A 15551-nucleotide genomic window follows, 5' to 3' on the forward strand; every position below is an offset into this window, starting at 1 on the left:
TAAAAAGATAGTTTAAAAATATGGAAATATGGTATTCTTCGTGAATAACTGTCAGTGGAAAAATTAACAATATTGTTCTGCTACGTCAGAGGTATATCAAAAGGGGGAACGTCTTGTCCACATATGATCAACTCAGTCTTCTGGTAGAACGTTTGCAAAACTTACTCTATTGTCGTAAATAATATTTAAAATAATTGTGAGGATTGCTAATCTAAAATCCTATTAGAGACGCGAAGAAACAGCATTTACTAAAATTAGGGTGGAGAAGAAATATGACTAACATAGTACACTCGAAACGCAAAAAAGCTTCCTTTCCGGTTGCAATATTTCTTTCAGCTTTGCTAACACTCCCACTGCTTACTAGCTGTGGAGGAGGTTCAAAAACTGCAGCACCGCCACCTGTTGACAATACTGTTGGTAGAACAGTGAATAATCCAGAGCCAGCAAACCAAACCAAACCGAAAAAGGGATTAAATACAGGGCAGAAAGTAGCAATTACATTAGCTGGTGCAGCTGCTTTATACTACCTCTACAACAGACATAAGAATAACGAAAAAGAGGGAGCGCAAGGTAAGTACTACCTTTCAAAGAATGGACGTGTTTACTTCCGGGATGCGCAAGGCCGTCCTCAGTGGGTAACTCCACCTCCTGGAGGAATTAAAGCTGAAGTTACGGAGTCTGAAGCGCAACAGTATCAGGATTTCCAAGGCTATAACGGGCGTAGTACAGGTCGTACTCTTAGGGACATAGCCCCTGCAAACGCTCCATACTAAATATAGTGCCTCCAGTGTTGAGTGCAATACATCCTTTCATGATCTAAAATGCGGTGTGGCTGTGCCTTCCGCATTATTCGTATCTCCACCCCGCCCATGGAGATGGACTTTGTGCTCACTGTAAGCTGTACTCCCTATTAAGGGTAAGAAGAAAAACACATCGCCGGAACAGATGCGATCTGCCGAACGCTCATGCTGAGCGCTTTGCGCTTAGGCAGCAGCGTTTGCGCAGCGCCAAAGTCTGCCGGGGGGATACTCCCCCCGGCGAGCTTTGCCCCTTAGGGGCTAGCTATCGCTTTGAGCAGAATCGGAACCTTTAACCACGGAAGTTCAAGAAGTTGCAGAAAAATTTGTGATGACTAATTGTTATGACCTCAAAATAGCTGCACAAATGCTTTTCGTATAATCGCGACTTTCTCACTTTGGAGTATTGTAAAATTTCATTGATTACAGCGCATTGCAACTAATTGAGGTACAACGCTCTTGTCTAAAAGTCAGGCAGAAAGGGATTTTTACTTCTGACTTCTGACTTCTTATATACAATTGTTCAAGCGAGTCTCTTTCTTCTTCCAACCATAATTTCATACAAACTTTTCTGATTAAGCATTATTGGCTACAAATCATTTAAGGTAAGAATAAGTATCTATGACAGGACTGTTAGAGATCAATTATTATACAGGTAATAGTTAAACATAACCAGCAAACGCACCACCTCTGATCCATGCAAGATTTTAGTCAATTGCTGTCCCTTAAAGTTAACGCAATCGCACAAAATTGGGTGGAAATTGTAGCCCAAGATAGACAAATCAAAAGTACCGAAAACCTTTCACGCACAGCAATTCAAGATCATATTCCTCATGTTCTTGCTGCTTTGGTGACAGTGCTGGCTCAAACTGAACAGAGTGATGTCAGGACAATTGTAGAAGCGAGTTTGCAACATGGTCTTGAGAGAGCAGAACAAGGCTTTGATCCCACGGAGGTTGTACGAGAATATCACCTGCTGCGCGTAACTATCATTTCTCATTTGCGTCCTGAATTGTCGCAAGGAACGGCTGAAGAGGTTTTACGGGCGGTGTCACTAATTAATACAGTTGTAGATGAAGCAATCGCCCAATGCTTTAAAAGTTATGTTAAACAGCGTTTCCAAGAACTGGAGAAATTACAAAACCATTTAACTTTAACTGTAGAAGAATTGAGGCGGTTAGTTCTTAGTAGCCAAGATCACATGAGCCTGCTAGCACATGAACTGAAAACACCGCTGAACTCAATCATTGGCTATTCAGAATTATTCTTGCGTCAACAGCGCTCCTCTCAGCAACAAATAAGAGATACTATTCCCAGTGTAGAACACATTGAGCGTGTAGTGCGCAATGCTCATCAGTTGCTTCACCTAATTAATGATGCCTTAGAGCTTTCTCGGTATGAAACGGGCAACATGCAGTTGCACTTAGCATCTACAGATGTGCGTTCTGTGATTAATATAGTTATCGAAACTATGCAGCCCTTAGCTGATGCGCAGGCATTAGAACTTGTACTGCTTTGTGATGATTTACCAAAACAAGTGATCACAGATCCGTTACGACTGCAACAGATTTTGACAAATTTAATTAGCAATGCTATTCGTTACACGCAAACAGGTAGCATTGCGATTGAGTGTCACAATATAGAGAGCAGTCAGTGGATGTTTGCAGTGACTGATACAGGAATTGGTATTCCTCCTGAAGATCAAGAGCGCATTTTTGAGCCATTTGCTCGCGCTCAACACTCCCACAGACCTCATCCCCCCAATAGCACAGGCTTAGGACTAGCCATAGTTACACGACTTGTAAAGTTATTGCAAGGCAAAATCACTGTCAAATCTCTAGTAGGAGTTGGTTCCACTTTTACAGTCATTCTACCATTGGAAGTAAGAACTTAGGAAGAGGTGATATCTTCAACTTCGTGATTGCGTTTGGTTGCGGTGGTTTTGACAAAGAGCAACTTAAAGGTGGTATAAGCCCTTGGCTTTAGCTTGTGCGTATCGCCATTTACGACGATCCCAGCTCAGTTAAGAGCGAACTACGATTAATTCACCTAGGTGAAGCAATGATGAGCAAATAAGCATTGATTCAAAAAGTGGTCAAGCAGAAAAAGCAATTTCTACTTGACCACAACGGGTGTAAATGGTACCAAAAAACTTTGTTGGAACTATACTGTAGTTAGCTCAAACGTTTTGAGATATTTCAGCCGATAATTTCTTTTTTGATTGAGTCCACTTTTGCACCTAATTCTTGCCGAGTAGGACCTTTGAGTAAATAGCGGAAAGTAAACCAAATTGTGTAACCAATCCCTGTTAACTCCAGCAGCGGACTTAGGAGCGGAATATCATTGATTGCATCTAGCACCGCCAATATTAGCCTGAGTAGAGTCACCGTCACTACAAGTAAAGCAAAGCTAATAACTGGTAGCTTATATTCGTTGACAAACCTACCTAAGTATTCGGGTAGTTCTGCCAAAAAGGTAGAAATTTGTCCACCAAACTGCTGCAATTCCTCTTCAGTTTCAGTCGCAGGTGGTAGCATTGCCAAAGTTCCTGGTTCTGAAGCTTCAAGTGCTTTGATGCCTTCTTTTATCTTGGCATCAGTGTATTCAGCTTGTTGTAATTCGCTGTCCATAATACTTGCTCCCTCTCAAATAACAACAATTTTTTCTACTTATATTTATGGTACTAGCCTAGCATGTCATAAACTGCTGCAACTACAGGATATTCGTCAGCTTTATTGCCAACACACTCTGTAATTTCAGCACCACTTTATCTGATGATTGCGATCTTTCTCCTGCACAACCACAAATACTCTGTTGATTGGCAAACCAGAATCTCTCAATTTATACAGCTCACATTTTGCACAGAGTAATGAGTAAATACGCTTACAGTACACTGATTCAAACCGAAGACCATCCTTACTTCCTCCTAAGCGCTAAAATTATTTGTACAAGAATCTTCTAAATGAAGTTAATCATATTAATACTATTTTTTAACGAAATGTTCACCCATCTTTTGGGATAAGTTTTCTCTTTATCAAATTGAAAAATTATTCGTTTTTAGATAAAGTCCAATAAAATGTTTTTCTACAACAAGTCAACTATACTGGAATTCCTGATTTAGCAATTTTTATGGTAGGGATTGGTGAGCGCTATCTAATTATAGACCACATGCATCAAAGATTTTGGTGGGGGGAGAGCAACCCATTACTCATCTTGACGTCGCACTGTCCAACATTACTGACTCAAGCGCGACTGACGGCTCTGTTGTTTATTGTTCAATAAATGGTCTAGCTGATTTCCTTGAAATGCTTATCATTTCTTTATTTTTAGGAATCTAATGCTTGACAATCTTTGCCAGAAAGTAGTCAGAACAATACTACTAGCTCATAATACAAATTTTCACAGGTAATCAGGGTTCTGAGAAACTACTTCAAAAGTCAACATCTAGCGCTCGCTAGATAATGCATCTTCAGAGGAAGACTCCTGGAGATTACAAGACTATATATACATATAGTCTTGTAATCTATAATATTTGGCACTTTTCTAATTGTGAGTCACCAAAATATTAAAAAGTTTTAAATCATTCTCTCGGTAAAATCAAGTCATTCTCTAGGAAGATGGTTCCCAATCATGAAATTTATAATCTAAGAGATAGGAGAACATGTGAAGGAGAAAGTGAACGATATCACTGGCTCTAATTAGGTACTTAAACTTAGACAATAGCAAGAGGATGGATAGTTTTTTCTATGTGGGTGTTAATGCTTGCTGTTGTATAGGTGCTGCGTTTATCGTGGATTTGTTAAGAAGTAGAGCTATCCCAAAGCCAGTAGTTGCAGTTGCAGTTGCTATCAACCTAACGATTTAACCAGTAACTTGAACGGTAACACTAGGGGTTGTCTTGTGAAAAATCTTTAAGCTCTGCTTGTAGAAACGCCTAAAGATTAATAGAGATTTCTAGATTGGCATGTGTACTTAAGTTGTGATCAAGGAGATAACATGTTTAAAAGTGTGGAAATGACGTTGGGTTTGCTGTGGAACCAACTTGGAGCAGTACCAATCCCAGCAAATCCGGAACTTGTAAATCCAGAACAGGCTGCGCTTGTCTTTTGTGATCCTAAATTTTTAGTCGCATTAGTGACTGGTGTATTGATGGCATTTGCCTTTCAATTACTATTAACAAACTTCTCCATAGCTGTGGGAATATCATCTTTAGGAACAGGTGATGGTTCTGATGATTCAGAAGGCTTGGGTGGAACAATTCGTAAAGTTGAAACAGCCGCAGGTCTTTGGGCGGTTGTTACCGCAACCATTGCATTATTCGGTGCTTCTTTTCTGGCAGTCAAACTAAGCTTGGTTGAAAGTGCGCTTATAGGAGGGATAATTGGTGTAGTCATCTGGTCTACCTACTTCTCCTTAATAACTTGGTTTGGTTCAACAGCAGTAGGTTCCTTAATTGGTTCTGTTGTCAGCACTGCGACTTCTGGCTTCCAAGGACTCGTGGGTACAGCAACTACAGCTGTTGGCGCTAATGTTGCTAAAAATCAAATGGTTTCTACTGCTGAGGAAATTACCGCAGCCGTCCGCCGCGAACTCACATCAGGTTTTGATGCTGATAGTATCAAAAACACAGTGCAAAAATCTTTAGCTGGTGTGCAATCACCCCAGTTGGATATCAAAGAAATTCGCTCTCAGTTTGACAAGCTGCTCAAAGACGCAGATTTGGAATCAGTTGCTGATAGTGACTTGCTAAAAAATATCGATAGCCAGACTTTTGTCGATTTAATTAGTAGTCGCACAGACTTCTCTAAAGAAGATGCCAATCAGCTTGTAGATCAATTGCAAGGTGCTTGGAACCAAGCTGCTCAAGGGCAAAATCCCACAGAACAAGTTATTAATTTACTTAACTCTGCCACTCCGGAAGAATTGAAGCCAGAGCAATTAAGTCAACAGCTACAGCAATTAGCCTCAGTCGCTGCAAGCAATATTAACCCCACCGGCGGGATAGTGAAGCAAGGTGTAGAAATTGGTTTGGGTGCTGCTTTACCAGCAGTTTTGAAAAAGGTAGACTTCTCGCAGATAGACATTGAGAAAATTAAACCCCTGCTACAACAGCTAGGAGGAAAAGTTAAGGAAATAGATGTTGATAAAATTACAGCACAACTGCAAAAGCTTAAAGACCAAGCAACAGAGCAAGCTGGTCAGTTGGGTAGTTCTGTAGGTAGTAAATCGCCTTCCTCTCAATCCAACACTATCAAGGCAGATGTAGAAGAATACATACAAAACTCTTTACCTTGGCATTTTAACCCTCTGACAATCAAAGATGAATTCAAACAAGTCATCTTTGACGACAACGCTAACCCCGGAACTGTAAAACGGGAGTTGGAGGAACTCAACTTAGAGTATTTCGCCAACTTGCTATCGCAGCGAGAAGACATCAGCGAAGCAAAAGTCAAAGAAATTGCTGAGCAGATGGAAAGCATTCGCACCGAAGTTTTAGAAACTGTTAACCAAGCGGACGCGACAGAAAAATCCCAAAACCTCCGCACTCGCTTAGAAGACTACCTGCGTTCGACTGGTAAAGCAGAACTTAACCCAGAAGGTATTGAGCAAGACTTGACAAAGCTGCTGGAAGATCCAGAAGCTGGTGTTGAAGATTTGAGTCAACGATTTTCAGATATTGACCGTGATAGCTTGGTGAAGCTGCTGGCTGGACGCGAAGATATTAACGAAGAGGAAGCCAATAATATTGTTGGTCAACTCGAACGTACACGTGATAATGTCTTAAATCGGGCAAAAGAACTCCAGGAACAAGCCAAAGCGAAAGCTGATGAACTGCGGCAAAAAGTAGAAGAATATTTGCGCAATACGAACAAAGAAGAACTTAATCCAGAAGGTATCAAGCGTGATTTTGGAACTTTGCTAGAAGATCCCCAAGCAGGATTTGAGGCTTTAAAGGGAAGGTTCTCACAGTTTGACCGCGATACTTTAGTAAAATTATTAAGTCAGCGGCAAGATTTGAGCGAAGAACAGATAAACCAAAACATTGACTCTTTACTTGCAGTCCGGGACAATGTTTTGCAAGCACCTCAAAAAGTAGCGGGTAAAGCCAAAGAGCAGTACGAGCAAACTACAACCGCTATTGGTGAGTATCTCCGCAATACGAATCTGGAAGAACTCAATCCTGAAGGAATTCAGCAAGACTTGCAAAAATTACTCGCCGATCCTAAAGATGGTGCGAATGCATTACGCGATCGCCTGTCCCAAGTTGATCGCGAAACCTTAGTCAAACTCCTGACGCAACGAGGAGATTTGAGCGAAGAGCAAGTAAACCGTACTATCGACTCTTTGCAACAAGGAATTGATCAGATTGTCAAAGCGCCGCAACGCTTGGCAAAGCGTACGACTCAAAAGGTTCAGGACTTTGAAGCGAATCTGGAAAACTACCTGCGCAACACCAACAAAGACGAATTAAACCCCGAAGGAATCAAGCGCGATTTGCAATTGCTGCTATCTTCTCCTCGCGCTGGAGTCGGAACTTTAAGCGATCGCCTTGCCAAATTTGACCGTTCGACAATTGTAGCTTTGCTGTCTGGGCGCGAGGATATCTCAGAAGAGGAAGCCAACCGAATTGTAGACCAAATCGAGTCTGTGCGTAACTCTGTGGTTGAACAATATGAGCAAGTTCAGCAAAAAGTACAATCGGTGATTGACGGTGCCACGCTTAAAGTTCGCGACTATCTCAACTCACTCGAACGTCCCGAACTCAACTATGAAAGCATTCAGCAAGATTTTGCCACATTGTTTGACGATCCACAAGCAGGATTTGAGAGTTTGCGCGATCGCCTCGGTCAATTTGATCGTGAAACCCTAGTTGCTGTCTTGAGTTCGCGTGAGGATATTTCCGAAGAGCAAGCAAACCAAATTATCGAGCGAATTGAAGGGACGCGGGATAAGGTGTTACATCAAGCCGAACGCATCCAAAAGGAAACGCAAAAACGTCTCAATGCTGTTAAAGAGCAAGCTCAAAAGCAAGCAGTTGAAACTAAAAAAGCCGTTGCAGGTGCTGCTTGGTGGTTATTTAATACCGCTTTTCTTTCCTTAGTAGCTTCAGCAATAGCTGGAGTGATAGCTGTAAAAGGTCTAAGTTTCTTAGGTTAAATTTTTTACTCGTTCATGGTTATGCCTCTCCCTGGAGAGGCTTTTTTGTTAAAGTGAACAACAAGATTCCCAACTTGTTTTAGAAGTCGGGAATCTGAGGATGCGTAACTTTCATAAATCAGAACGCGACTAATCTTTATGATCAAGCGATTTTTCCGAAAAGCCCTGACATTGTTGTCAGTGTATTACGCTTATACGATTGAGTATCGTGCAGAAGTCATTTTATGGCTACTGTCAAACTCTCTACCAATTATTTTAATGGGAGTGTGGATAGAAGCGGCTCAAGGAGGACGGTTCAATTTGTCACCTGTGGATTTTGCTCGTTACTTTCTTGCAGTTTTCATTGTTAGGCAAATCACAGTAACTTGGGTGGTTTGGCAGTTTGAAGATGAAATAGTACAAGGAAAACTTTCACCGCGCTTGTTACAACCTATTGATCCCGTGTGGCATCATGTTGCTTCCCATATTGCTGAAAGAATGGCTCGTTTCCCTTTTACATTGTTACTGATAGTCGTCTTTTTTCTCCTTTATCCACAAGCTTTTTGGGTGCCAAAAATAGCAAACTTTTTACTATTTTTGTTGGCGAGTGTACTTGCTTTTGTTTTACGCTTTATCATGCAATACTCGTTTGCAATGCTTGCTTTTTGGACGGAACGAGCTAGTGCTGTAGAAAATTTTTGGTTTTTGTTTTATTTATTTTTATCTGGAATGATTGCACCTGTAGAGGTCTTTCCTGAATCTGTGCGAGCGATAGTACTTTGGACACCATTTCCTTATATGATTGATTTCCCGGCAAATATTTTGATTGGATCACCCGTAGATTTGACACGGGGATTCTCATTAATAGTAGGTTGGATTTTGGTGTTTTTGGGTTTGAATCGTTTGCTGTGGCGACGGGGATTGAAGCGATATTCGGGAATGGGAGCATAAACAATTCAAAATTCAAAAGGGGAACCCGCCTTGAGCGAAGTGTCCTTTCAAAGGAAAAATTTCAAATATGCCCATAGGGCATACTACTTTGGAATTCGTCAGTTTTTCTTTAGGAGCGATCCACGTGTAGCTATTGCAACCTGTTACGAATGAAAGAAACACCTCCCTTGCTCACTCCCTCCCTCAAGAGATACAAAGGAGCAATGCTTGCGGCTAAGTCCTGCCTTAGCTGGTCCATGTAATTGACTTGTGTTTATCTGGACTTTATCATGAAGGACACAAAGTTTATTTCTGACTTAACTGGGGATCGCTCTGGTATGTCGTTCCCAAAGGAATTCTCACCACCTGCAAGCTTGATATCATTCCACAAGAACAGTCAACAAGGTTTACTATGAAAAAGTATTAACTTTTAAACTTTTTTTCTTTAACTTTTTACCTTGTTTACATGGACTGGCAAGAAATTTCTGGAAACTGGGTACTTGTTCCGCGAAATCCTGTTGGTGTGATTCACTTTCTGGGCGGGGCATTTGTTGCAACAGCACCCCATCTGACGTACCGTTGGTTGCTAGAACAACTGGCAGACAAAGGCTATGTAGTGATCGCGACACCGTTTGTGAACACTTTGGATCATAGTGCGATCGCAAAATCTGTCCTCTTAAACTTTGAACGCGCCCTAGAACGCTTACAGGATAATTCGGCAATACGCAAGCGCTACCTTCCCATTTATGGAATCGGGCATAGCATGGGTTGTAAACTCCACTTGCTTATCGGCAGCCTCTTCAATGTAGAACGCGCTGGCAATATCCTCATATCCTTCAACAATTATGCTGCACGGGATGCCATTCCCTTAATCGAACAGTTTAACTTAGCCGCAGTCGAGTTTACCCCCTCACCGTTAGAAACTAACAAACTCGTCCAAGACAGGTATAACGTTCGTCGTAACTTGCTGATCAAATTTACCAACGACACCCTTGACCAATCAACAGCTTTAACTGAGTTATTAAAACAACGCTTTCCAGAGATGGTGATAGCACAGATGCTAAACGGGACTCACACCACACCCTTAGGGCAAGATATTAAATGGCAAACGGGAGAATCTTTCACACCGTTTGACGCTTTAGGACAGTGGTTTAAGCAACAAGCCTATCGCGATCTGAATCAGCTTAAAAGCATCATCCTCTTTTGGCTAAACCCTCTTTCCAATCCCATTATCAGCTAGGAGATCATCAAACACCCAGAATTTTAGAACAGTCCATACTTTAAATGATTATTGATTAATGACTATTGACTAATGAATAGTGCATTTAAAATTATAGTAATTGATGATGATCCAGCAGTACAGATACTTCTTACAAGGATGCTGGAAAAACAGGGTTATAAAGTCTTGGTAGCCAATAACGGTAAAGATGGAATTACAAAAGCAATAGCTTGTTCTCCAGCGCTGGTTATTTGTGACTGGATTATGCCAGGGTTAAATGGATTAGAAGTTTGTCAGCGAATCAAGACAGATCCTCAATTATCCACCACATTTTTTATTTTATTAACATCTTTAGATTCGGTCGCGGATCGCGTTAAAGGGCTAGATGCAGGTGCTGATGATTTTATCACTAAACCTATTGAACAAAATGAATTGCAAGCGAGGGTAAGAGCGGGATTGCGTCTACACCAACTTAGTAAGGATTTACAAACTCAAAAGCAAATTTTAGAAGCAGAATTGGCAGAAGCTGCAGAATATGTGTGTTCCCTTTTGCCTATGCCAATGACGCATCCTTTGAAAATTAATTACCAATTTATTCCCTCGCGTCAACTGGGTGGTGATTGTTTTGATTACTACTGGCTTGACTCTGATTATCTGGCAATTTACCTGTTAGATACAGCTGGACATGGACTCAGAGCAACTCTTCCTTCTATTTCCGTGCTGAACTTATTGCGATCGCGTGCTCTTGCAGGTCTGAATTATTATCAACCCAGTGATGTTTTGCAAGCGTTGAATAATACTTTTCAAATGAATTATCGAAACGATAAATACTTTACTATTTGGTATGGAGTTTATAACCGGGTTAAGCGCCAGTTAATTTACGCAAGTGCAGGTCATCCACCAGCAGTCTTAGTATCTAGAAATTCCCCAACCAACCCGAAAGTTAAAAGACTGAAAACCCCTGGTATGCCAGTAGGCATGTTCCCAGAGGTAAAATATGTAGATGACTTTTGTCAGATTGAAGAATCCAGTTCTCTTTATATTTTCAGTGATGGTGCTTATGAAATTACCAAATCAGATGGTACTCTTTGGACTTTAGACGCTTTTATTCAGATGCTTGTCACCTCACAGCTTGAATATGAGGGTAAACTGGATCACATTTTAAATGATATCATCTCTTTAAACTCCAAAGAAGCTTTTGATGATGATTTATCTATGATCCAGGTTGAATTTGATTAACTTATTCCAAAACTCACAGCTTGGTTGAATTCTTCTCGATTTGAATAGATTTTAAAGATTTTATCCATACTTGTCAGTTCAAATAATATCCTGACTTGCTCATTAATCGAGCAGATCACAAAATTTTTATCTACAGAGTTTAGAGCTTTAAAAGCTAACACTAAAGCACCCAAGCCAGAACTATCCATAAAAGTGACTTCTTTGAAATCAACTAATACTGTTTTAGTGCTACTTTCTTTTTGTAAAATTTCATCAATTTTTTTTCTAAACTCTTGCGATTGAGCCGCATCTAAAATACCACTAAGTTGAACAACTTTTACTTCTTCTACCATCATATGCACACTGTTTTGTATTAAAAAAGACACAATAATGAACTCTACACTGATCGTAATTCATTTCAAAAACACTTGCCACATAAGTATGTATAAATTACGAATAATAAGTCAATCACCAAATCAAAATCTTGACAAGTTCTTGATATTTCATACCTAAATCATTTTTTGACAACACCAATTGCCTCAAGATTTGATATCATCTTTAGCCAAACACCTAGGCTTTTGGTGGAATGGGACTCACCTTGGCTCGATATAGCAGTTTATCAGCTTGATGGTAACCAATGTAACGTACCTTAACCAGTTCACCAACTTGTGCCGTACCTTCTAGAAGTTGGTGTACTTGTGGATCATAGGGTAGTTCTGCTCCTACAGGTGCTATGGCTTCCACCCCCCACTGCTGCAAAAGTCTGTCTAAGGGTTTTTGCACTAACGGTACGATGTTGATCGCGCTTAATTGGGAATTTTCTCGTGCTTTGTGTGCTGCAGTTGGAAATTGCAACAACAAAGATTCCAGCAATTGTAAACTAGACTGCTGAAACTCCTGCAGCAATACTTGTCGTTGTTGCTGCATTTGCTGTTGCGATCGCTCGTACTCTTTTTTTAATTCTGCTATTTCTTGTAACAGTTGTTGAGATTCGTTAGTTGATATATCTTTACTTTTTTCTAACTTTTTTTGAGAGAATTTTGTAACTAGCTCATTGAAAGTTATTTGCAGTGCTTGGGCTAACTTGAACAGAACATCCACCCGCATCTGCTCAACTCCCAGCCGCCGTAGCCGCAAAAGCTGATGCTCTGAGACGCCAGCAGTGCGACTCAGAGCTTTGAAACTAGAAATACCCACACGTTGCATCAAGTCATGCAACTGTGAAGTGAAATCGATGTGGGACATCGTTGGCAATGACTAACTGCTGGTTCCTCAGAACTACAGTTTAGTGGTTAGTGGTACTTTTTGACAACCAACAAATAATTCCCATCTATAATTTATTCTTCAAGTAAACTTCTCAGCATCCAAGCATTCTTTTCATGTATTTGCATCCGCTGAGTTAATAAATCAGCACTAGGTTCGTCATGAACCTCGTCTACTATGGGGAAGATAGACCGCGCAGTTCTGACAACGGCTTCTTGTCCTTCCACTAGGAGGCGGATCATTTCCGTAGCTTTGGGAACGCCATCCGTTTCTGAAATAGAAGTAAGTTGGGCAAATTCGCTGTAAGTACCGGGTGCAGGATAGCCCAATGCTCTAATTCGTTCGGCAATTAAATCAACTGCACCTGCTAACTCTGTGTATTGCGTTTCAAACAACAGATGCAGAGTTTGGAACATTGGTCCTGTGACGTTCCAATGAAAGTTATGAGTTTTCAGGTACAGGGTGTAGGTATCAGCCAACACGCGAGACAAACCTTCAGCAATTTTAGCTCTGCTTGCTTCGTCAATGCCGATATTCACTGGGAAAACCCGAGTTTGCATATTTTTCTCCTGTTTAGTTATTGCTAATGATCGCTTATCAAAAACTTGCTCATAACAGCTAATGAAATTCATGCCAAATGCATCTTCAGAACGCTTTTGGGAGCTTTGCGAACTTTGGCTAATATAGTTTCTTTACCCAAACGCTGGCAAGCTTCATAGCGATGGCATCCAGAAAATCCATAATACTGTCCATCGACTTCTAATATATCGATTGGTTCTTGTTGCCCAATGGCAGCAATCGATTCCATCAGAGCTTTTACCTTGTCGGGGTCGTTGGTACGTGGCAAAGGTCGCCGTATCTGATTTAAAGGAATCTCTTGAACTTTAATCATAAATAAGTTTTGTTCATGAGTCGTGTCTTGTGGTTCTTGATATATCATACTCGTTATGAGTATGAGTTGTCTACAACTAAATTGGCAAAACTAATATTAGTTTGCTCAAATAACTTGTGCCAAAAACTACTAAACTACATAGGGAGTCAACCTTGGGTTGAACCTGTGTAAAACTGCGATACTGCCACGAGTCATCGTGGTGCGCACATAGTTGCCTGTAGTTGCCCAGTTTTACATACTTTTGATCAAAGCCCTTCAAGGAACCCCAAAGGAGAAACGAGGGTCTTAATATTCAGGATGCTCCGGTTTAAATTTTTCTCCAAGGATTTTCCGGTTTGGGGGGCTGACAACCAAATAAATCTACCATTCTCCTTCTGATTTCATACTGTTTTTGCGGATCATCCACCCCTAGACAGTTGTAGCGGAAGAACAAAGGTTCTATGAAAATTATCTGGCGTATTTCTTACACCGTACTGACCACATTTTGTTTATTAGGTCTGACAGGAGCCTCTGGTCCTGCTAGCAACACAAAAGATGTGGAAATCAGGATTGGCATAGTGCAACGATTTGGAGATAATTCCACAGAACAGTTAGAATTAGAACCTACCAAAGGCGATCGCTTGAGGCTGAAATTTCAAGATGGTAATCGTCAGGAAACCGTAGTGACCACCAAGCCTGTCAAACTGGAAGTCTTAATGCAAGCAATACCCGTGGCTGTCGTCAACGAAAGGGTTGTGCTAGGGACTTACCGCACCTACGAAACAGCCGAAGACAGCGCGAAACACTGGCGTGAGAAGGGAATAGAGGTAGAAATAGCCCAACCAGAACGCTGGCAAGTTTGGGCAAAGCGCGACGTGTATAACACTCCCTTACTCAGGCGTTTGCTTCTTTCGACTGTAGAATCTGCAGGTGGAAAAACTGCTTTTGTAGATAGCCAAGTTTTACAAAGTGTTCCGCGAGTCACTGGACAATTGAATGGTAAGCGCTACAACTTAGATAATTTGGAAATTAGTAGCGATAAAAATTTGGTTCGCGTCAACGAAACTAAAAAACCAGAAAAAGCACATCTTTACGCTGGACAGATGAAGTTGCAGCCAAATGCTTACGGTTCCTATACTCTCGTGAACAAAGTGCCTTTGGAAACATACTTGCGTGGAGTTGTGCCGTATGAAATTGGTGCTTCGGCTCCAACTGCAGCGATGGAAGCACAAGCGGTTCTTGCCCGGACTTATGCTTTGCGTAATTTACATAGATTTGCAATAGATGGGTATCAATTATGTGCTGATACTCACTGTCAAGTGTATTATGGGTTGAATGGAGTGACACCAAACACAGATCGGGCGATCGCAACAACACGGGGTATGGTTCTCACCTACAAAAACGATCTCGTAGATGCCTTATATTCTTCTACGACTGGTGGCGTCACTGCTTCTTTTAGCGATGTTTGGAATGGTGATGATCGTCCTTATTTGCAACCTATCATAGATGCTCCAAGCGATAATGTATGGAACTTGTCTGGACAGAATTTAGCCGATGAAAACCAATTTCAACGGTTTATCAGTATCAAACAAGGATTTAACGAAAGTCAGAAAGACTTGTTCCGTTGGCGTAAGGAATCTAGCTTGAAAGATATTACCAAGGATTTACAAAAATTTCTGAAAGTGAAAAACAGTCCCTACGCAAAGTTTAAAACTATCAGAGATATGAAAGTCGTAGAGAGAAGCAAGAGCGGACGCATTCTTAAACTTGATGTAAAAACAGAGATTGGCACCTTTTCTTTACATAAAGATGAGGTTCGCAGTGCTTTTGCTGCTCCTGTAAGCACACTGTTTTACTTAAAACCCTTAAATAAAGGTGAATCAGAACTATGGGGATATGCCTTTGTTGGTGGCGGTTTAGGACATGGAGTTGGTTTGAGTCAAGTCGGTGCGATGAATCTCGCTCAGCTAGGTTGGGAGAATCAGAAAATTCTCCAATTCTACTATCCTGGAACTCAAATTCAAATTCTCGGCAACGGGATTTCCGAAAGGAACTGAGTGATTAGTTATACTCAAAATCCTCCTCTTTTACCCTTGCAGGGTAACTGAGGCTTTTT

Annotated in this window: 12 protein-coding genes; 7 read left to right on the top strand and 5 right to left on the bottom strand. The window is 41.0% G+C overall.

Annotation, left to right across the window (positions count from 1 at the left end):
• The first annotated feature begins 272 nt into the window (after positions 1-272).
• Complete coding sequence (locus DP114_RS13505; RefSeq protein WP_169263777.1) at positions 273-773, top strand: hypothetical protein; 501 nt, start codon at positions 273-275, stop codon at positions 771-773.
• A gap of 721 nt (positions 774-1494) precedes the next feature.
• Positions 1495-2691, top strand: a complete 1197-nt coding sequence (locus tag DP114_RS13510) for a sensor histidine kinase (protein ID WP_171976329.1) — start codon at positions 1495-1497, stop codon at positions 2689-2691.
• A 304-nt stretch (positions 2692-2995) separates the two neighbouring features.
• Here the strand turns inward: DP114_RS13510 and DP114_RS13515 are convergent, their stop codons facing one another.
• Positions 2996-3427, bottom strand: a complete 432-nt coding sequence (locus tag DP114_RS13515; RefSeq protein ID WP_169263779.1) for a CAAD domain-containing protein — start codon at positions 3425-3427, stop codon at positions 2996-2998.
• A 1366-nt stretch (positions 3428-4793) separates the two neighbouring features.
• Between DP114_RS13515 and DP114_RS13520 the strand changes: the two genes are divergently transcribed.
• From DP114_RS13520 to DP114_RS13535, 4 genes are all read left to right on the top strand, one after another.
• Entirely contained in the window at positions 4794-7955 is a 3162-nt protein-coding gene (locus DP114_RS13520) for an MFS transporter (RefSeq protein WP_171976330.1), read from the top strand.
• A 141-nt stretch (positions 7956-8096) separates the two neighbouring features.
• Positions 8097-8885 carry an ABC transporter permease gene (locus DP114_RS13525; protein ID WP_171978188.1) on the top strand — a complete coding sequence of 263 codons (789 nt, stop codon included), beginning with the start codon at positions 8097-8099 and terminating at the stop codon, positions 8883-8885.
• 445 nt (positions 8886-9330) lie between these two features.
• A complete protein-coding gene (locus DP114_RS13530; RefSeq protein ID WP_169263781.1) occupies positions 9331-10104 on the top strand; it encodes a DUF1350 family protein in 774 nt (257 codons plus the stop codon).
• A 72-nt stretch (positions 10105-10176) separates the two neighbouring features.
• Positions 10177-11322 (top strand): SpoIIE family protein phosphatase, encoded by a 1146-nt coding sequence (locus tag DP114_RS13535; RefSeq protein WP_169263782.1) that lies wholly within the window; start codon positions 10177-10179, stop codon positions 11320-11322.
• Here DP114_RS13535 and DP114_RS13540 read toward each other — a convergent pair.
• From DP114_RS13540 to DP114_RS13555, 4 genes are all read right to left on the bottom strand, one after another.
• The gene (locus tag DP114_RS13540; protein WP_169263799.1) at positions 11319-11654 is read right to left on the bottom strand and encodes an STAS domain-containing protein; all 336 of its coding nucleotides are present in this window, start codon (positions 11652-11654) and stop codon (positions 11319-11321) included. The genes DP114_RS13535 and DP114_RS13540 overlap by 4 nt on opposite strands.
• 217 nt (positions 11655-11871) lie before the next feature.
• On the bottom strand, positions 11872-12546 hold the full coding sequence (gene grpE, locus DP114_RS13545) for a nucleotide exchange factor GrpE (RefSeq protein WP_169263783.1): 675 nt from the start codon (positions 12544-12546) through the stop codon (positions 11872-11874).
• A 92-nt stretch (positions 12547-12638) separates the two neighbouring features.
• Positions 12639-13124 (bottom strand): Dps family protein, encoded by a 486-nt coding sequence (locus DP114_RS13550; RefSeq protein ID WP_169263784.1) that lies wholly within the window; start codon positions 13122-13124, stop codon positions 12639-12641.
• A 68-nt stretch (positions 13125-13192) separates the two neighbouring features.
• Entirely contained in the window at positions 13193-13456 is a 264-nt protein-coding gene (locus tag DP114_RS13555; protein WP_169263800.1) for a ParB N-terminal domain-containing protein, read from the bottom strand.
• Between the two features lie 440 nt (positions 13457-13896).
• On the opposite strand from DP114_RS13555, the gene DP114_RS13560 reads away from it, so the two are divergent.
• Positions 13897-15492 carry a SpoIID/LytB domain-containing protein gene (locus DP114_RS13560; RefSeq protein WP_169263785.1) on the top strand — a complete coding sequence of 532 codons (1596 nt, stop codon included), beginning with the start codon at positions 13897-13899 and terminating at the stop codon, positions 15490-15492.
• Positions 15493-15551: the final 59 nt, after the last annotated feature.

Origin of the sequence: Brasilonema sennae CENA114 (assembly GCF_006968745.1) — a bacterium.
Lineage (GTDB): Bacteria > Cyanobacteriota > Cyanobacteriia > Cyanobacteriales > Nostocaceae > Brasilonema > Brasilonema sennae.